17 protein-coding genes are annotated in these 18,341 nt (G+C 73.0%); 4 read left to right on the top strand and 13 right to left on the bottom strand.

What is annotated here, in order from left to right:
* Positions 1-359: HNH endonuclease signature motif containing protein (locus tag QQZ14_RS12740; RefSeq protein WP_284534696.1), on the top strand; the 359-nt coding region annotated here is incomplete at its 5' end.
* A 173-nt stretch (positions 360-532) separates the two neighbouring features.
* On the opposite strand, the gene QQZ14_RS12735 is transcribed toward QQZ14_RS12740, so the two are convergent.
* From QQZ14_RS12735 to QQZ14_RS12720, 4 genes are all read right to left on the bottom strand, one after another.
* Complete coding sequence (locus tag QQZ14_RS12735; RefSeq protein ID WP_284534695.1) at positions 533-1,513, bottom strand: zinc-binding dehydrogenase; 981 nt, start codon at positions 1,511-1,513, stop codon at positions 533-535.
* Positions 1,514-1,631: 118 nt separating this feature from the next.
* Positions 1,632-3,653 (bottom strand): vWA domain-containing protein, encoded by a 2,022-nt coding sequence (locus tag QQZ14_RS12730; protein ID WP_284534694.1) that lies wholly within the window; start codon positions 3,651-3,653, stop codon positions 1,632-1,634.
* Entirely contained in the window at positions 3,650-4,042 is a 393-nt protein-coding gene (locus tag QQZ14_RS12725; protein WP_284534693.1) for an OsmC family protein, read from the bottom strand. Before QQZ14_RS12725 ends, QQZ14_RS12730 begins: the two co-directional genes overlap by 4 nt.
* Positions 4,035-5,423 (bottom strand): ATP-binding protein, encoded by a 1,389-nt coding sequence (locus QQZ14_RS12720; protein WP_284534692.1) that lies wholly within the window; start codon positions 5,421-5,423, stop codon positions 4,035-4,037. Before QQZ14_RS12720 ends, QQZ14_RS12725 begins: the two co-directional genes overlap by 8 nt.
* A gap of 77 nt (positions 5,424-5,500) precedes the next feature.
* Between QQZ14_RS12720 and QQZ14_RS12715 the strand changes: the two genes are divergently transcribed.
* The gene (locus tag QQZ14_RS12715; RefSeq protein ID WP_284534691.1) at positions 5,501-5,872 is read left to right on the top strand and encodes a YchJ family protein; all 372 of its coding nucleotides are present in this window, start codon (positions 5,501-5,503) and stop codon (positions 5,870-5,872) included.
* 7 nt (positions 5,873-5,879) lie between these two features.
* Here the strand turns inward: QQZ14_RS12715 and QQZ14_RS12710 are convergent, their stop codons facing one another.
* Positions 5,880-6,290 carry a CBS domain-containing protein gene (locus QQZ14_RS12710; RefSeq protein ID WP_284534690.1) on the bottom strand — a complete coding sequence of 137 codons (411 nt, stop codon included), beginning with the start codon at positions 6,288-6,290 and terminating at the stop codon, positions 5,880-5,882.
* 2 nt (positions 6,291-6,292) lie between these two features.
* Positions 6,293-7,165 (bottom strand): universal stress protein, encoded by an 873-nt coding sequence (locus tag QQZ14_RS12705; RefSeq protein ID WP_284534689.1) that lies wholly within the window; start codon positions 7,163-7,165, stop codon positions 6,293-6,295.
* Between the two features lie 134 nt (positions 7,166-7,299).
* Here QQZ14_RS12705 and QQZ14_RS12700 point away from each other — a divergent pair, with 134 nt between their 5' ends.
* On the top strand, positions 7,300-7,740 hold the full coding sequence (locus QQZ14_RS12700) for a pyridoxamine 5'-phosphate oxidase family protein (protein WP_284534688.1): 441 nt from the start codon (positions 7,300-7,302) through the stop codon (positions 7,738-7,740).
* 72 nt (positions 7,741-7,812) lie between these two features.
* A complete protein-coding gene (locus QQZ14_RS12695; RefSeq protein WP_284534687.1) occupies positions 7,813-9,387 on the top strand; it encodes a sensor histidine kinase in 1,575 nt (524 codons plus the stop codon).
* Positions 9,388-9,427: 40 nt separating this feature from the next.
* On the opposite strand, the gene QQZ14_RS12690 is transcribed toward QQZ14_RS12695, so the two are convergent.
* The 7 genes from QQZ14_RS12690 to QQZ14_RS12660 all read right to left on the bottom strand — a co-directional run bounded on the left by QQZ14_RS12690 (position 9,428) and on the right by QQZ14_RS12660 (position 18,320).
* The gene (locus QQZ14_RS12690; RefSeq protein ID WP_284534686.1) at positions 9,428-10,087 is read right to left on the bottom strand and encodes a response regulator; all 660 of its coding nucleotides are present in this window, start codon (positions 10,085-10,087) and stop codon (positions 9,428-9,430) included.
* Positions 10,084-13,326: a thiol reductant ABC exporter subunit CydD gene (cydD, locus tag QQZ14_RS12685; RefSeq protein ID WP_284534685.1), complete on the bottom strand. Its 3,243-nt coding sequence runs from the start codon at positions 13,324-13,326 to the stop codon at positions 10,084-10,086. The genes QQZ14_RS12690 and cydD overlap by 4 nt, the downstream gene beginning before the upstream one ends.
* On the bottom strand, positions 13,323-14,342 hold the full coding sequence (cydB, locus tag QQZ14_RS12680; protein WP_284534684.1) for a cytochrome d ubiquinol oxidase subunit II: 1,020 nt from the start codon (positions 14,340-14,342) through the stop codon (positions 13,323-13,325). Before cydB ends, cydD begins: the two co-directional genes overlap by 4 nt.
* A 13-nt stretch (positions 14,343-14,355) precedes the next feature.
* Positions 14,356-15,810, bottom strand: coding sequence for a cytochrome ubiquinol oxidase subunit I (locus QQZ14_RS12675; protein ID WP_284534683.1), 1,455 nt, complete (start codon positions 15,808-15,810; stop codon positions 14,356-14,358).
* A gap of 280 nt (positions 15,811-16,090) precedes the next feature.
* Positions 16,091-16,414: a GIY-YIG nuclease family protein gene (locus QQZ14_RS12670; RefSeq protein WP_284534697.1), complete on the bottom strand. Its 324-nt coding sequence runs from the start codon at positions 16,412-16,414 to the stop codon at positions 16,091-16,093.
* A gap of 245 nt (positions 16,415-16,659) precedes the next feature.
* A complete protein-coding gene (locus QQZ14_RS12665) occupies positions 16,660-17,856 on the bottom strand; it encodes a lipid-transfer protein (RefSeq protein WP_284534682.1) in 1,197 nt (398 codons plus the stop codon).
* The gene (locus QQZ14_RS12660) at positions 17,853-18,320 is read right to left on the bottom strand and encodes a Zn-ribbon domain-containing OB-fold protein (RefSeq protein ID WP_284534681.1); all 468 of its coding nucleotides are present in this window, start codon (positions 18,318-18,320) and stop codon (positions 17,853-17,855) included. The genes QQZ14_RS12665 and QQZ14_RS12660 overlap by 4 nt, the downstream gene beginning before the upstream one ends.
* Positions 18,321-18,341 lie beyond the last annotated feature (21 nt).

Raw genomic sequence — 18,341 nt, 5'->3', positions numbered from 1 at the left:
ACACCGGCGCCGTCATCTCCCCCGGCCAGGCCCGACGGATGGCCTGTGAGGCCGGGATCCTCCCCCTCGTCCTCGGCGGCACCTCCGAAGTCCTCGACCTCGGCCGCACCCGCCGCTTCCACACCAAGACCCAGAGGATCGCCATCGCCCACCGCGACAAGCACTGCACCGCCGACGGCTGTGAATGGCCACCCGGCCTCTGTCACACCCACCACGACCCCTCTTGGGCCCAAGGCGGCAAGACCGACATCGAACACGCCCGCCTCCTGTGCCCCAAGCACCACGCGAGGGCACACGACCCGGCGTACACGATGGCCAAGCTCCCCGGCGGGAAGGTCGCCTTCACCAGACGGACATAAGCCGAACGTCTTCGACCTTCACCACAGCACCCGGGCCCCGACGCGCCCGCAACCCGACCGCGGGCCGTCACCATGCCGCCGCAACCACAGCGAACCGCAACCACCCTTCCTCGAAAACCGGGAAGCGGGACCAGCGGCGCGCCCGCAGCCCGCCGGGCTCCTCAACCGGGCGGCTACGTGAGTGCCGCAGCCGGGAGCAGGAGCGTCTTTCCCGTCGTGGCGCGGGACCCGATGGCCGCATGGGCGGCGGCGGCCTGGTCGAGCGGGAAGGTCTGCCCGATCGTGGGCCGGATCGTCCCGTGGACGGCGAGGTCGAGGGCCTGCTCGGTGAGGGAGAACAGCTCGTCCGGGGTGCCGCCGATCGCGGAGAGAGGGATGACCGTGAAGCGCCGGTCGGCAGCGGTGGCGACGTCGACGGTGCCCCAGCTCCCGCCCGCCGCACCGTGCTGCACATACCGCCCACCGGGGCGGACCCGGGAGGACAGGGCCGTGGTGGTGTCGGCGCCGATCCCGTCGAAGACGACGTCCACCCCGGCAGGCGCCGCGCTGTCGAGGTGCGTCGTCCAGTCGGGGTCGCGGTAGTTCACGGAGATGGCCGCGCCGAGGCGACGGGCGTGGTCGAGCTTGGAGTCACTGCCGGCCAGGGCGATGACCTGGGCGCCCGAACCGGTGGCGAGCTGGACCAGGAGGCTGCCCACCCCGCCGGCTGCGGCGGTGACGACGACGGTCTCGCCCGGGCGGATGCCCGCGGCTCGGTGCAGACCGACAGCGGTGCGACCGTCGGCGAGCAGGGCGGCCGCTTCCGGCAGGCCGAGCCCGTCGGGGACGCGGTGCAGGTCGGCTACCCGCGCAAGGGCGCTCTCGGCGTAGCCACCGGTGCCTCCGGTGGCGGTGACGACGCGGACGCCGATCCAGGCGGCGTCGACCTCCGTGCCGATCCGATCGACCACGCCGGCGACGCCGTTGCCAGGCACGAGTGGGAACGACGCTGGTGGCGCGATGGGGCTACCCGCACGGATCAGCGTGTCGATGAAGGAGATCGCCGCGACCTCGACGGCGACTCGGACGTGACCGGGGCCGGGCTCCGGGTCGGGCAGGTCGGCGGCGCGCAACACCTCGGGGCCGCCGGGCTCGGCGGCGATGACTGCTCTCATGTCGTGGACCTCGATCTCCGGCGGTCTGGTCGGGTCGGTCTCGGAGCGCTGGCCGCCCTCGGGACCCTGGCTCCCGGCAACGCGGTCGCCATCACCAGAACCACCCACGGGCCGGGGTTTAGTCCCCGACCCAGAACCCGCGGCCGCCGAACCAGTCGCCGTAGCCGCCGAACCCGCCGTCACCCCGGCCGGGCGCGCGCGAGCCCAGGTAGGACCCGACGACCGCGGCGCCCAGGTCGTCGAGCTCCGGGGCGACCACCCGCCCCTCGACGCGACGGGCCATCTGGTCGATGAACCGCGCCAGCCCCGGGTCCTCGCCGAGCCGGAAGAAGGTCGTCTGTGCCCCGAGCCGTCCGGCGGCCTCCAGCTCGCGTACGGCGTACGCCACGGTCAGCGGGTGCGGCGGGTAGGAGAAGTAGACCTCGCCGTCGGGCTCGAGGTGCGAGGTCGGCTCGCCGTCGGTGACGATCAGCAGCACCGGCTGGGCATTGGGGTGCTTGCGGAAGTGCCGGTTGGCGAGCAGCAGGGCGTGGTGGAGGTTGGTGCCCTTGTCCCACCGGGCGTCGAGCGCGGTGAGCTCCTCGATCTCCATCACCTCGGCGTGCCGGCCGAAGCCGATCAACTGCAGGGCGTCGCCGCGGAAGCGCGAGCGGATCAGCGTGTGCAGCGCGAGCGCGGTGCGCTTCATCGGCACCCAGCGGCCGTCCATCGCCATCGAGAACGACGTGTCGACCAGCAGCGCGACCGCGGCCTGGGTGCGAGCCTCGGTCTCCTGCACCTCGACGTCGTCGATGCTCAGCAGCGGCGCCGACGGGTCGCCGGCGCGGCGGAGCACGCCGTTGAGCATCGTGCGGGGCACGTGCCAGGGCTCGGTGTCGCCGTACGCCCACTCACGGGTCGCGCCGGACAGGTCGCCGGCCGCCCCCGCCCGGCGCAGGTCGCGCTGGCCCTGCCGTCCGGACATCCGCTCGGCGACGTCGCGCAGCAGCGCCTTGCCGAGCTGGCGCATCGCCTTGGGCGAGAGCCGCAGCTGGCCGTCGGTGCCCCGCTTCAGGTACCCGGAGTCGCGCAGCGCCTGCTCGAGCCGTTGCAGGGTGCGGGCGTCGACGGCGGCCTCGTCGCCGAGCTGGCGGGCCAGCTTGTCGAGGTCGAGGTCGTCCATCCGGGCGCCGCCGTACGACTGCGAGAGCTGCTCGGCGAGCTCGTCGAGGTCGGCGAGGTCCTGGAACACCCCGGTGCCGTCGCCGAGGCCGAGGCCCTCCTGGCCGTCCATCCGCTCCGAGCCGCCCCAGTCCTCGCCCGGGCGCAGCGCCTGGAGGTTGGCGTCGAGCTGGTTGAGCGACTCCATCAGCTCCGAGGAGCCGAACGCCTGCGCGGAGAGCTGCATGAGCTCCTCACGCTGCTCGGCGCTCATCGAGTTGAGCATCCGCTGGGCGGCGGCCGAGCGCTGGGCGAGCGAGTCGAGCAGCTCGTCGACGTTCTGCGGGTTCTCGGGAAAGAAGTCGCCGTGCTTGGCCATGAACTCGTCGAAGTCGGCCTGGGTGTCCTCACCGCGGCGGTGCTTGTCGAGCAGCCCGTTGAGGTCCTGGAGCATCTCGTTGACCGCGGCACGGTCCTCGTCGGTGGCGTTCTCCAGCGCCTGCTTCATGCCGGCGAAGCGCTGGTCGAGCAGCTCGCGGCCGAGCAGGTCCTTGATCTTCTCGTAGTCCTCGCGGGCCTCGCGGCTCTGCCAGTCGTACGACGACAGCTCGCTCACCGCCGCCGACGTCGACGGGGGGAGGCCGTCGAGCTGCATCTCGCGGAACGCCCGGTCGGCGTCGTCCATCATCGCGTCACGGGCGAGCTGCTTGCGCTCCTCGAGCAGCGCGTGGTCGAGCAGCTCGCGGACCTCCTGGAGCGTGCCGTCGAGGTTGTGCCGCTGGGTCAGCTCGCGGCGCCGCTCGGCGACCCGCCGGGCCAGCTCGTCGAGGCCGGCCTGGTCGCGGCCGCCGCGCCGCAGGAACTCGCGCATCGCCCGCTCCGGGGAGTAGCCGGCCATCACCTCCTCGCCGATGGCGTCGAGCGCCTCGGCGAGGTCGACGGGCGGCGCCAGCGGGTCGGGCCCGCCGTCGTACCGCCGGAACCTGGTGCGGTTCTTCATCGCCTGGTCACCCTCACCTCACCGCGCAGCACGCGAGGGATCTCCGCGACCGAGTCCACCGCGTCGACGAGGCGCGCCACGACGTCCTCGGCCTCAGCCGTGTCGACCGTGACGTCGTAGGCCACCGCGGTCGTCGCCCACGTCTCGGTGTCGAAGTCGCCGCCGACCTCGACGAGCACACCGTCCAGCACCACCCGCGACTGCGCCTCCCGGTAGAGGTCGTTGAGCACGCAACAGCCCACCGCGGTGAGCAGAAGGTGGGCGCCCGTGCCGCCGCCTTCGACGGCGATCCCGCCGTCGGTCCACTGGTGCGGCACGACGAACGCCGGCGCCACGGCCGCGGCCCGCGAGCCGGCGGCGACCCGCACGTCGACGTGGACCTCAGCCATAGACGGTCTCCGTGCCGTCGGCGTCCTTGCTGATCTTGCGGGCCAGGTAGAGACCCTCGAGCGCGAGCTCGATCGCGCACGCGCGCTCGCCGTCGTTGGTCGCCTCGAGCCGGTCGCAGACCTCGTCGTACAGCTCGGACTCCCCCAGCACCGGCAGGCCGGTGAGGAAGTCGCGGGCGGTGACCTGCTCGCCGGTGGTGACCATCGCGCCGTTCTCGATCGCGGACACCAGCAGCGCGAAGTCGACGCCCCGGAAGTGGTGGCGCACGGTCTCGGCGGTCGAGGTGCGCAGCAGGTGGTTGAGGATCTCGGTCTCCCGGCCCTCCTCGCCGCTCTCGAACTCGATCTTGCCGCCGAGCACGTCGACCGCGGTCTCGAGGTCGACGACCCGCGCCACCGCGGCGTCCTCGCCCTGCGAGGTGGCCCGGTGCAGCGCCGACGCGGCGATGGTCTCGGCGCCCGCGATCGCGAACCGCGCGGAGACGCCCGAGCGCTGGTCGACGGCGTTGGACTCCCGCAGCGCCCGGGTGAACCGGGCGAGGATCTCGACGAGCGCGTCGGGCACCTCGGCGACCAGGTCGGCCTCCTGGCGGATCACCGCGATCTCGTCCTCGAGCTCGGTCGGGTAGTGCGTGCGGATCTCCGCGCCGAAGCGGTCCTTGAGCGGGGTGATGATCCGGCCGCGGTTGGTGTAGTCCTCCGGGTTGGCGCTGGCGACCACGAGCACGTCGAGCGGCAGCCGCAGTACGTAGCCACGGATCTGGATGTCGCGCTCCTCCATCACGTTGAGCATCGCGACCTGGATCCGCTCGGCGAGGTCGGGCAGCTCGTTGATCGCCACGATCCCGCGGTGGCTGCGCGGGATCAGGCCGAAGTGGATGGTCTCGGGGTCACCGAGCGAGCGACCCTCGGCGACCTTCATCGGGTCGACGTCGCCGATCAGGTCCGCGACCGAGGTGTCGGGGGTCGCGAGCTTCTCGGAGTAGCGCTCCGAGCGGTGCCGCCACGACACCGGCAGCTCGTCGCCCAGCTCGGCGGCCCGGCGCCGGGACAGGTGGGTGATCGGGTCGTAGGGGTGCTCGCCGAGCTCGGAGCCGTCGATCACCGGCGTCCACTCGTCGAGCAGCCCGACCAGCGTGCGCAGCAGCCGGGTCTTGCCCTGGCCGCGCTCGCCGAGGAGCACGACGTCGTGGCCGGCGATCAGGGCCCGCTCGAGCTGCGGGATCACCGTGTCGTCGAAGCCGTGCAGGCCGGGCCACGGGTCGCGGCCCTCGCGCAGCGCAGCCAGGAGGTTGTCCCGCACCTCCTGACGCAGGTGCCTGTGGACGTGGCCGGAGGCGCGGAGCTCGCCGACCGTCTTCGGGGAAGGAGCCGAGGTCACACACCCACGCTACTCACGCGACCAACAAACGGGCCAGGTCTCCGGTTAGGACACCCAACGGCATCTAGGCTCGGGGCGTGACGTTCCAGCCGACCTGCCCGTGCGGCTCCGGCACGGCGTACGACGCCTGCTGCGGGCGGCTGCACCGGGGCGCGGCGCAGGCCGAGACCGCCGAGGAGCTGATGCGCTCGCGCTACGCGGCGTACGCGGTCGGGGACACCGACTACGTGTTCCGGACCTGGCACCCGCGCACCCGCCCCGACGACCTGGCCGGCGACCCCGCCCTGACCTGGACCGGGCTGACCATCGTGGGATCGGGCGAGGACTGGGTCGAGTTCGTGGCGTCGTACGAGCGCGCGGGGGTGCCCGGCGAGCTGCGCGAGCGCAGCAGGTTCGAGCGGCGCGGCGGCCGCTGGGTGTACGTCGACGGCGAGCTCGACCGCGGGTGACGCTCGGTCAGGGCCGGACCGACTCCCGGCCGCCGTCGGCCAGGTGCCGGCTGGCGATGTGGGTGACCATGTCCCCCCAGGTCAGGATCCCGACCACGCGGCCGGTCTCGTCGGCGACCACGACCGCGTCCACGAGCTGGTCGAGCATCGCCTCGGCGGCCCGGCCCAGGTCGTCGTCCGGACGCACCCGGGCCGGCTCGACGAGCGCCTGGTCACCGACCCGCCCCGGCCAGCCCGGCCGGCCCAGCGCGGCGAGCACCTGCTCGACCGACAGCAGGCCGCGGACCGTGCGGTCCGGGTCGACGACGACCAGGTGCCGCACCGCCGAGGCCAGGAACGTGTCGACGGCGACCGAGAGGTCGCAGTCGGACCGGATCGCGACCACACGGCGCGACATCACGGTCGACACCGCGTCCACGGTCAGTCCTCCGGCTCCGGAACGATCGCGACCGGGCAGGTGGCGTGCTCGAGCACCGCGTTGGCGATCGAGCCGTAGAGCAGCGTGGTGAGCGTGCCGCCGTGGTGGGCGCCGACGACCACGAGGTCCATCCGCTGCGAGGCCCGGACCAGCCGCTCGTCGGCCATGCCGCGCACCAGCTCGGTGCGGGCCTGGACCTCGGGGAACTTCTCACCGAGGCCGGCGATGGACTCCGCCAGCTCGAGCCGCACGTCGCTGGCGACCGGCTCCTCCTCGGTGCCGGGGCGGGCGTCCCAGAAGCAGTGCATGACGGTGAGCGGGAGCTGGCGCAGCGAGGCCTGCCGGTAGGCGAACTCGACGGTCCCGAGCGAGCGCTCGCTGCCGTCGGCACCGACCAGGACGCCGTTGCGTACGACGCCCTCCTGGCTGGGCCGGACCACGAGGACGGGGCAGCGCGCCTCCCGGGACACCGCGAGGCTCACCGAGCCGAGCAGCAGGCTCTTGATCGGGCCGCGGCCGCGCGAGCCCACGATCACCATCGCCGCGTCCTCGGAGAGCTCGAGGAGCGTCACGCGGGCGTCGGACATCCGGATCACCTCGTGCACCACGAGACCCGGTGCCCGGCGGGCGATCTGCTCGCGGGCGTGGGCGAGCGTCACGACCGCGTCGTCGTGGAGGGCGTCGAGCACTGCGCGGTGGTCGACTCCGGCGGGGTCCACCCAGACGGACCCGGAGGGGTCCACGCCGTGGGCCAGGGTGAGTTGCCGGGACTCCAGCAGCGCCTGGTCGATCGCCCAGTCGAGGGCCCGCTCGGCGGACGGTGAGCCGTCCGTGCCGACGACGATGGTCCCCGCGGGAATCGCAGTGGTCTCCATAGCTCCACCGTGCGCCGAGGGGTCCGGAGCGAGTAGCGCCGAAGGCCCCGCATGTCAGGACCATCGGCCCTGCTGACCGCAGCGGCCCCGTGGACAGCATGGAGCACCCACAGAAATCACCCGAGGGGGCCACCGTGCCGGAAGCGATCGACCTGAGCCGCGAGGAGTGCGAGCGGTTGCTGCGCGCCGGCGTCGGCGGCAGGATCGCGCTGTCCTCCCCGAACGGACCCCACATCGTGCCGGTCAACTATTCGGTGGTCGACGACACGATCGTCGTGCGCACCTCGCCGTACAGCGTGCTCGGCACCTACGGCCGGGACAGCATGCTCGCCTTCGAGGTCGACCAGTTCGACCACGACCGGCAGCGGGGCTGGAGCGTGGTGGCCCGCGGCCGGGGCGAGGTGGTCTCCGACGCCGAGGAGCTCGAGCACATCCGCGCCGTCTGGGAGCCGCGCCCCTGGGCCTCCGGCGCCCGGAGCCTGCACCTGCGGCTGCGCTGGAGTGAGATCTCCGGACGGCGCATCGGCTCCGGCTGGGACGTCGAGGCGGCGCTGCCCGTCCGGCGCTCCCTCTGATCGGCTCCCGGTGACCGGCTGCCCGGCGGTCGGCCGCCCGGTGAGCGACCGCCGCTGCGGCAGACTGGCTCCGTGACGACCGAGCACGACGAGGCGCTGTCCGCGTCCACCCGCGCCCTGCTCCAGGCCGTCTCCGCGATCTCGTCCGACCTGGACCTGCACGCCGTGCTGTCCCGGATCGTCGAGGCCGCGACCCAGCTCACCGACGCGCAGTACGGCGCCCTGGGCGTCGTCGGCAGCGACGCGCTGCTCGTCGAGTTCGTGACGACCGGCATCAACGGCCCGCACCGCGCGGACATCGGCGACCCGCCGCTCGGCCGCGGGATCCTCGGCCTGCTCATCCAGGACCCCGAGCCGCTGCGGCTCGGCGACCTGTCCGAGCACCCGAAGTCCGCCGGCTTCCCGCCGCACCACCCGCCGATGCGCTCGTTCCTGGGGGTCCCGGTCCGGATCCGGGGCACGGTGTTCGGCAACCTCTACCTCACCGAGAAGGCCGGCGGCGGACCGTTCACCAGCCAGGACCAGCTGCTCGTGGAGGCGCTCGCGACCACGGCCGGGTTCGTCATCGACAACGCCCGCGCCTACGGCCTCAGCGAGCGCCGCCGGCAGTGGCTCGAGGCGTCCGCCGAGCTGTCCGAGACCCTGCAGCCGCCGATCGAGCTGGGCCGGGCCCTGAGCCAGGTCGCCCGGTCGGCCCGCTCGATGACCCGGGCGCTGGCCGCCTCGGTGCTCCGGCTCGACAACGGCGTGCCCGTGCACACCACCGCGGTGGACGACGCCGACGAGGAGCAGGTCGAGGACGCGCTCGAGCTGCTCGGCGACGAGGTGTGGCCGCGGGGCGACGCCTCGCCGGTCGACCTGAGCATCGGGGGCCTGGAGGCCCTCCTCGTCCCGCTGCGCACCCACCTGGTCGGCAGCGGCCTGCTCGTGATCCTCTTCGAGGGCGGGACCGCACCCCTGCCGTTCGAGGAGCGGGCGCTGCTCGCGTCCTTCGCCGACCAGGCCGGGCTGGCGCTGGACCGCGCCCAGGCGATCGAGGACCGCGCCGAGCTCGCCGTCACCTCCGACCGCGAGCGGATCGCCCGCGACCTCCACGACCTGGTGATCCAGCGGCTCTTCGCGACCGGCCTCCAGCTGCAGGGCGCCGGCTCGATGGCGACCAGCCCCGACGTGACCGAGCGGATCGACCAGGCCGTCGAGGCGCTCGACATGACCATCAAGGACATCCGCGGCACGATCTTCGAGCTCCAGCACCGCGGCCACGCGCCGTCGCTGCGCGCCGACCTGCGTCAGCTGGCGCGGGAGTACGCGCCGCTGCTGAAGTTCGACCCGACCGTGCAGACCACCGGGCCCGTGGACACCGCCGTACCTCCCGAGATCCGTGAGCAGCTGCTGCCGGTGCTGCGCGAGGCGCTCTCCAACCTGGCCCGGCACGCCGCCGCTGACCAGGCGGAGATCGAGCTCACCGTCGACGACCGCGAGGTGCGCCTGACCGTGCTCGACAACGGCGTCGGCCTGGGCTCCCTGAGCGCCGAGAGCGGGCTGCGCAACGCGCGCCGCCGCGCCAACGCCCTCGGCGGCTCGTTCGAGCTCGGCCCGCGCGAGCCGCGCGGCACGTCGTTCGTGTGGCGGGTCCCCCTGCGCTGACGGTGCCGCGCCGAGCAGGGCGGTGCGGCGCGCCGGACGGTCAGCTGCCGAGGAGCTTGCTGGCCAGCACCGCGGCCTGGGTGCGCCGCTCGAGGCCGAGCTTGGCGAGGATGCTGGAGACGTAGTTCTTGACGGTCTTCTCGGCGAGGTACATCCGCTCGCCGATCTGGCGGTTGGTCAGCCCCTCGGCGATGTAGGCGAGCAGCTTGAGCTCCTGCTCGGTCAGCTCGGCCAGCTCGGGCGCGGTCGTCGGTGGGTTGCGCACCCGCTCGAGCACCCGGGCGGTGAGCGTCGGGTCGATCAGGGAGTTGCCGGCGGCGACCTGGCGGATCGCGGAGACCAGGTCGGAGCCCTTGATCTCCTTGAGCACGTAGCCCGCGGCGCCGGCCATGATCGCCGCGAACAGCGCCTCGTCGTCGTCGTAGGAGGTGAGGATCAGCGCCGAGATGCTCGGGTCGACGGCGCGCACCGTGCGGCACACCTCGATGCCGGAGCCGTCGGGCAGCCGGGCGTCGAGCACGGCCACGTCGGGGCGCAGGGCGGGGATGCGGTGGCTGGCGTCCAGTGCGGAGCCGGACTCGCCGACGACCTCGATGTCGCCGGAGCTCTCCAGCAGCGCGCGCAGCCCCTGGCGGACGACCTCGTGGTCGTCGAGGAGGTACACGCGGATCTTCTGCGGGGCGTCTGGCGAGTCGTTCATGCCCCCGTTCTACCAGTCCCGAGGTCGAGGACGCGGTCGACCCGGTCGAGACCGGCGTTCGCGTGCGTGATCCAGAGGACGGTACGGCGCTCGCCGGCGCCCAGCACCTCGGCCGCGAGGGCCTCGGCGGTGGCGCCGTCGAGGTGCGCCGCGGGCTCGTCGAGCACCAGCACCGGCTGGTCGGCGAGCAGCGACCGGGCGATGGCGATCCGGGCCCGTTCGCCACCCGAGACGCCGGCGTGGCCGTCGCCCAGCCAGCTGTCCAGCCCGGCCGGCAGCGAGTCGAGCCAGTCGCCCAGGCGGGCTCGTCGCAGCGCGTCCTCGACGTCGGCGTCGGTGGCGCCGGGCCGGGCCAGGCGGACGTTCTCGGCGAGGGTGGTGGCGAAGACGTGCGGGTCGTCGTCGACGAGCCCGACGGTGCGGCGTACGTCGTCCAGCGCCAGGTCCCGCAGCGACCGGTGGCCGAGCCGGACGGTCCCGCGGGCCGGGTCGACGAACCGCAGCAGCAGCGAGGCCAGCGTGCTCTTGCCGGACCCGGTGGGGCCGACCACCGCCACCCGGTCGCCGGGTCGCAGGTCCAGCGACACGTCGCGCAGCGCGACCCGGTCGTCCCATGACGCCCAGACGTGCTCGACGCCCAGCTCCTCCCCGCCGTCGGCGGGCTGCGGGTGCTCGGGGTCGGCCACGGCCGGCGGGGTGGCCGCGATCCGGGCCAGCCGCGCCTCGGCGGCCTCGGTGCGGGCCGACAGGGCCCCGGCGTCGGCCAGCGAGGACGTCACCTCGGCCAGCGCGAGCGGCAGCAGCACCAGCAACGCCAGCAGCGGGCCGGACAGGGCGCCGTCGGCGACCAGCGGCGCCAGCAGCCAGGCCATCGCTGCAACGCCCAGGCCGGATACGGCGAGCGTCACCGCACGCGCCCAGGCGAGCCAGGTGGCCGCGCTGACCGAGGCCCGCCCGAGCTCGCCGCTGACGGCGCGCACGGAGGTCAGGGCGCGCTCCTCGGCCTGCCACATGGTCAGCTCGCTGGCGGTCTGGGTGACCTCGACGACCACGTCGGAGAGCCGGGCGCGGGTGGCGACCGCCCGCTGCTCGGCGCGGGTGGCGCCGGCGCGGGCCAGCAGGTAGCCCAGGCCGCCGCCGACCAGGCAGGTGCCGGCGACGACCGGCACCGACACCGGCTCGACCAGCGCGGCCACGGCCACCGCCAGGACCGCCACGACGAGAGCGCCGCGCACCGGCATCCGGACCCGCAGCTCGCGGTCGAGCACGGAGTCGACGTCGTCCACGATCGCCGCCAGCACGTCACCGCGGCGTCGGCCGAGGGCGCCGGGCGTGAGCGGCACGACGGCGTCGTAGACCTCGACACGGCGGTCGGCCAGCATCCGGAGCACGACGTCGTGGGAGCGCAGCCGCTCGACGTACCGCAGCGCGGGCCGCGCCAGGCCGAAGGTCCGCACGGCCACGATCGCGACGAGCAGGGTGAGCACGGCCGGGCGGTACGACGCCTGCACGATGAGCCAGCCGGCGGTCGCGGTGAGCGCGACGCCGGACCCGGAGGCCAGTCCGCCGACGAGGGTCGGCAGCAGCAGGCCCCGGCGCCGCGGCTCGACCGCGGGAGCTGCGGGCACCGGCCGGGCGGCGGCCGCCTCGACCGTCGGCACCGTCTCGGGCACGTCCGGGGGCGTCAGCGCCACGACCCGGTCGGCGAGGGCCACCAGCGCGGGCCGGTGGGCGACCACGACGACCGCGCGGGTCAGGCCGAGCTCCTGGACGGTGTCGGCGACGACCTGCTCGGTCAGCGCGTCGAGGTGGGCGGTCGGCTCGTCGAGCAGCACCCACGGCCGGTCGGCGAGCACGACGCGGGCCAGCGCCAGGCGGGCCCGCTCGCCCGCGGACAGCGTCGCGCCGTCCTCGCCGAGGGGGGTGTCGAGGCCGTGGGGCAGGTCGCGCATCCGCTCCTCGAGGGCCACCCGGCGCAGCGCGTCCCAGAGGCGCTCGTCGGTCGCGTCCGGTACGGCGAGCCGCAGGTTGTCGGCCACGCTGCCGGCGACGAACACCGGCCGCTGCGGCAGCCACGCGATCTGGCTGCGCGTCGGTCCGCGCACCGCACCCGAGGTGGGCTCCAGCAGCCCGGCCAGCACCGCGAGGAGCGTGGACTTGCCGCAGCCGGACGGCCCGGTCACGGCGGTCACCCCGCGCTCGGGCACGGTCAGCGTCACGTCCTCGAGCGCGGGCACCGCCCGGCCCGGACGCAGCACGGTCACGTTCTCGACCGACATCGGCCCGGCCCGACGTGCACCGGTCGCGTCGGGCGTGTCGACGAGCTCGCTCGCGGCCTCGAACGTCGCGACCCCCTCGGCCGCGGCGTGGAACTCCGCGCCGACGCGCCGCAGCGGCCAGTACGCCTCCGGCGCCAGCAGCAGCACCACCAGTGCGGTCTCGAGGTCGAGGTGGCCCTGCGCCAGCCGCAGGCCGACGGTGACCGCGACCAGCGCGACCGAGAGGGTGGCGATCAGCTCGAGCACCGCGGACGAGGCGAACGCGATCCGCAGCGTGTCCATCGTGCGCCGCCGGTAGCGGTCGGTCACCGCCCGGATCGTCGCCGACTGCGCCTCGGCCCGGCGAAACGCGACCAGCGTCGGCAGGCCCCGCATCACGTCGAGGAAGTGGCCCGACAGCGACGCGAGCGCGCGCCACTGCGAGGTCGCCCGGTCCTGGGTGGCCAGGCCGACCAGGATCCCGAACACCGGGATCAGCGGCAGCGTGCAGAGCACGATCAGCGCGCTCATCGGGTCCTGGGTGGCGATCGCGACCAGCGTCACGCACGGCAGCACCCCGGCGAGCACCAGCGCCGGCACGTAGCGGGTGAGGTACGGCTCCGCGGCGCTCGCGCCCCGGGTCGCGAGCGTGGCCAGCTCGCCGGAGGAGCGGGTGCCGTCGGAGCGCAGGATCGCGGCCACGACGCGACGTCGTACGTCGGTGCCGACGACGGCGGCCGCCCGGGCGGCCATCGTGTCGGTCGTCCACCCGGTCACCGACCGGGCCAGGAAGACCAGGGCCACGAGGACCGCCCAGCGGCCGACCGCGCCGTCGTGCAGCGCGGCCAGGATGAGCTCGGTGACCACCCAGGCCTGGGCGACCAGCAGCACGCTGCCCACGACACCCGCGGCCAGGACGACCGCGAGCTGCGAGCGAGCCGGAGCGAGCTGACGCCTGATCCGGGGGTCGCCCGGCCTCACCGGCCCGCGTTCTCCAGCTCGGCCTCGGGGATGTGGTGCACCGAGATCCGCTTGCGGAAGACCCAGTACGTCCACGCCTGGTACCCGAGGACGATGGGCGTGAAGATCGCGGCGACGACCGTCATCACCTTGAGCGTGTAGTGCGTGGCCGCCGCGTTGGTGGTGGTCAGCGAGAACGCCGAGTCCGTCGTCGAGGGCATCACGTCGGGGAACAGCGCGACGAACAGGCCGGCGACCGCGAGCGCGATCGCGGCGAACGTGCCGATGAAGCCCCAGCCCTCACGCCCGGCCCGCGCCATCACGATGCCGCCGACCAGCGCGAGCGCCGCGAGCACGAAGAAGATCGCCGAGCCGACGTTGCCGGTGTCGATCTGGGTCCAGAGCAGGAACACCACGGCCGCGAGGGCCGCACCGAGGCCGAGCTGCACGCTCAGCGCGCGGGCGCGGTGCCGGATGTCGCCGTCGGTCTTCAGGGCGATGAACATCGCGCCGTGGGTGAGGAACAGCAGCAGGGTGACCACGCCGCCGAGCAGGCCGAAGGGGTTCAGCAGCGTGAACAGGTTGCCGGTGAAGTCCTTGGTCTCGTCGATCGGCACGCCGCGCACGATGTTGGCGAACGCGACGCCCCACAGCAGCGCGGGCAGGAAGGACCCGATGATGATCGCCAGGTCCCAGCGGGCCTTCCAGCTCGGCTCGGGACGCTGGTGGCGGTACTCGAACGCGAGGTTGCGCACGATCAGCGCGACCAGGATCAGCAGCAGCGGCAGGTAGAACCCGCTGAACAACGTGGCGTACCACTCGGGGAACGCCGCGAACGTCGCGCCACCGGCGGTCAGCACCCAGACCTCGTTGCCGTCCCAGTGCGGGCCGATCGTGTTGATCATCATCCGGCGCTCGCGGTCGTCGCGGGCGAGCACCGGCAGCAGCATGCCGACCCCGAAGTCGAAGCCCTCGAGGGTGAAGTAGCCGATCCAGAGGACGGCGATCAGGGTGAACCAGACTGTGGTGAGCTCCATTGATCCGTCTCTCTTAGTAGGCGAACGCCATGGGTCGGTCCTGGTCCTCGTCGCCGCCGCGCAGCGTCGGGTCCGGGGGCTCGGTGAACGGGTCGGCGCCCTTCTTGACGTACTTGACCAGCAGCCCGACCTCGATCACCGCCAGGACGGCGTACAGCAGGGTCAGCACGATCACCGAGATCCAGGCCTCGAGATCGCTCACGCCCGGCGAGACGCCGTGCGCCGTGGTCATCAGGCCGAACACCGCCCAGGGCTGGCGGCCCATCTCGGTGAAGATCCAGCCGAAGGAGTTCGCCAGCACGGCGATCACCGGCAGCGAGATCACCGCCGGACCGAACCAGCGCGCGGTCGGGGCGCGGCCCTTGCGGGTCAGCCACAGCACCAGCGCCGCGCCACCGGCGACCAGGAAGCCGAGCCCGATCATGAAGCGGAACGACCAGTAGGTGACGGGGATGTACGGCGTGAAGTCGCCCGGGGAGTAGTACGCCGCGCCGGGGTCCTGCCCGTACTCCTGCTGGTACTGCTCACGCAGGTCGTTGATGCCCTCGACCGAGGCGTCGGTGTCGCCCTCGGCGAGGAACGACAGCACGCACGGCACGGTCAGCGACCACTTCTCGCTCTTGCCGTCGGGCGTGCCGATCGTGAACAGGGAGAACGGCGCGCAGCCGTCGCTGTCGGTCTCGTAGAGCGCCTCCGCCGCCGCCATCTTCATCGGCTGGACGTCGGTCATGATCTTGCCCTGGATGTCACCGGTGATCGCGACCGCGAGGCCGGCGACCAGCGCCACCGAGGCGCCCATCCGGATGCCCATCCGGTACATCTCCCGGTCCTGCTCGAAGCGCTTGCGGGCGTAGAGCCAGGCGCTGATGCCGAGGATGAAGGCCGCCGAGGTCATGTACGCCGATGCCACCACGTGCGGGAACGTCACGAGCTGGACCTTGTTGGTCATCACCGCCCAGAAGTCGGTCAGCTCGGCGCGGCCGGTGTCGGGGTTGTACTCGTAGCCGACCGGGTGCTGCATCCACGAGTTGGCCGCGAGGATGAACCAGGCCGACGCGAGCGTGCCGAGGTGGACCAGCCACATGCAGCTCGCGTGGAGCTTGCGTGGCAGCCGGTCCCAGCCGAAGATCCACAGCCCGAGGAACGTCGACTCGAGGAAGAACGCCAGCAGAGCCTCGACGGCCAGCGGGGCCCCGAAGATGTCCCCGACGAACCGGGAGTAGTCCGACCAGTTCATGCCGAACTGGAACTCCTGCACGATGCCGGTCACCAGGCCGAGGGCGAAGTTGATCAGGAGGAGCTTCCCGAAGAACTTCGTCAGCCGCAGCCACTCCGGCTTCGCGGTGCGGAGCCAGAAGCTCTCCATCACCGCGACCAGGAGCGTGAGGCCGATCGTGAGGGGGACGAACAGGAAGTGGTAGACGGTGGTGATGCCGAACTGCCACCGCGCGACGTCGAGGATGTCCACGTGACGACCTTCGGGCAGGCCCTTGGTCCTCGGGCATGGTCCCTGGACCCCTCGTCCGGGACCAAGGTCCCGTTTTGCCACGGGTCGCGAGACCTAGGTCACGCCAGGACGTCCGCCAGGGACCAAACCTCGCCCGATTTCACACCGAACCCCGTCCGAAAAGGTGGTCTCGCCGGACGGTGGTTGAGGTGCGAGGAGCGCCAGCGATGAGCGAGGTCGGTGGTTGAGGTGCGAGGAGCGCTAGCGACGAGCGAGGTCGGTGGTTGAGGTGCGAGGAGCGCTAGCGACGAGCCTCGAAACCACCGCCCTCCTCCCGGCGCCGTACCGACGGACGACTCGCGAGGTCTGGCAACCCGCCGAAGTCGCCGCTGATCAACGCCTCACGCTTCGCGCGGCTCCAGCCTTGCACCTGCTTCTCGAACAGGTAGGCCTGTTCGATGGAGTCGTACCAGCAACACCACACCAGCTCCACCGGCTGACGATGCCGCGTGTAGAGCGCGCCCTGGTCGGGGCTGTTGTGCTGCCACACCCGCGCCTCGACGTCCCACGTGCTGCCGACGTAGTAGCTGCCGTCCGAGCAGCGGAGGATGTAGGTGAAGGGCATGCGCGCAGCCTGCGGTCTGGCCCGGGTCGCCGCAACGGCGCGGTCGCGCACCTGTGGACGACGCCGTGAAGCGGTGGTTTCGAGGCTCAGGCCTGGCGGCCTTCGCACCNGGTGCGAGGAGCGCCAGCGCCGGATGGCTCCCCGGTGGTTGAGGTGCGAGGAGCGCCAGCGCCGGATGGCTCCCCGGTGGTTGAGGTGCGAGGAGCGCCGGCGACGAGCCTCGAAACCACCGTCCCACGCGCCGCTCAGACGCTGAGGATCACCGAGGAGCCGTGGCCGAACAGGCCCTGGTTGGCGGTGATGCCGACGCGGGCGCCCTCGACCTGGCGGCCGGACGCCTGGCCGCGCAGCTGCCAGGTGACCTCGCAGACCTGGGCCAGCGCCTGGGCGGGGACCGCCTCGCCGAAGCAGGCGAGCCCGCCGGACGGGTTCACCGGGATCCGGCCGCCGATCGTGGTGTCCCCGGCGCGCAGCAGCGCCTCGGCCTCGCCGCGCTTGCAGAGCGCGAGGTCCTCCATCCAGTCCAGCTCGAGGGCCGTGGACAGGTCGTAGACCTCGGCGAGGCTCACGTCGGCGGGGTCGATGCCGGCCTCCTCGTACGCCGCGCGCCCGATCGACTCCTTGAACGTCAGCTCCGGCACGCCCGTGGCCAGGCTGGAGTCCGTGGAGAGGTTGGGCATGTCCAGGACCGTGTTGGGGAAGGTCGGCGTCACCGTCGAGACCGCGTTGACCCGCACCGGGCTCGCGACGCCGTGGCGGCGGGCGTAGTCGGTGGACGTGAGGACGACCGCGGCCGCGCCGTCGGAGGTGGCGCAGATGTCGAGCAGGTGCAGCGGGTCGGACACCACCGCGCTGGTCAGCACGTCCTCGACGGTGACCGCCTTGCGGTAGCGCGCGTGGGGGTTCTCCAGGCCGTGCCTGGCGTTCTTGACCTTGACCAAGGCGTTGTCCTCGGGGGTGGCGCCGTACAGGTCCATGCGGCGGCGGGCGTACATCGCGAAGTACGCCGGGTTGGTCATGCCGAGCAGCCGGAACCGCAGCCAGTCCGGGTCGTCCCACCGCTCCCCCGCGTTGGGCGCGAGGAACCCCTTGGGGGTCGTGTCGGCGCCGACCACCAGCGCCACCTCGCACATGCCGGCCAGGATGCGGGCGCGGGCGGTGTCGAGGGCCTGGGCGCCGGTGGCGCAGGCGGCGTACGACGTGGCCACCCGGGCCCCGTTCCAGCCGAGCGCCTGGGCGAACGTCGCGCCGGCGACGTAGCCGCCATAGCCGTTGCGCACGGTCTCGCCACCGACGACGAGGTCGACGTCGCGCCAGTCGACGCTCGCGTCGGCGAGGGCGGCCCGGGCCGCGTGCACGCCGTACTCGACGAAGTTCCTGCCCCACTTGCCCCAGGGGTGCATGCCGACACCGAGGACGGCGACGTCCTTGCTCGTGCTCACTGGTCGGCCTCCTGGCCCATCTCCGTGACGGGCTTCCATCGCCAGATCAGCCGGTCGCCGGCCTCGTCTGCGTACAGCGTCTCGACGACCAGCTCGGCCTCGGCACCGACGCGCAGGTCGGCGACGCCGTACCCGTCGGCGACCTGGCCGAGCACGACGAGACCCTCGGGCAGCTCGACGGCCGCGAGCGCGAACGGCTCGTAGGGGTCGGTGCGCGGGACGTACGGCGGGGGCGGCTGGTACTGGGCGTCCGTGTAGGACCAGATCGTCCCGCGACGCGAGAGCTCGGCGTCCTCGAACTCCTCGCCCGAGCAGGCCGGGTTGCGGCAGAAGCCCTGCCCCGAGATCCCACCCGTCCGTGGGAAGAACACGGTGCCGCACGTCGTACACCGCGACCCGAGCAGCACCGGCTCGGCTCCGGTCGTGAACCAGCCATCGATCGCGGGCGTGCCCGTCGCCGTCATGAAGCCTCCGGAGAACTAGAA

This window comes from Nocardioides sp. T2.26MG-1 (assembly GCF_950101795.1).
In the GTDB taxonomy this organism is placed as follows: Bacteria; Actinomycetota; Actinomycetes; order Propionibacteriales; family Nocardioidaceae; genus Nocardioides.
Note: the sequence above shows the minus strand (reverse complement) of the source record. Positions and strands in the feature narration are given on the sequence as shown.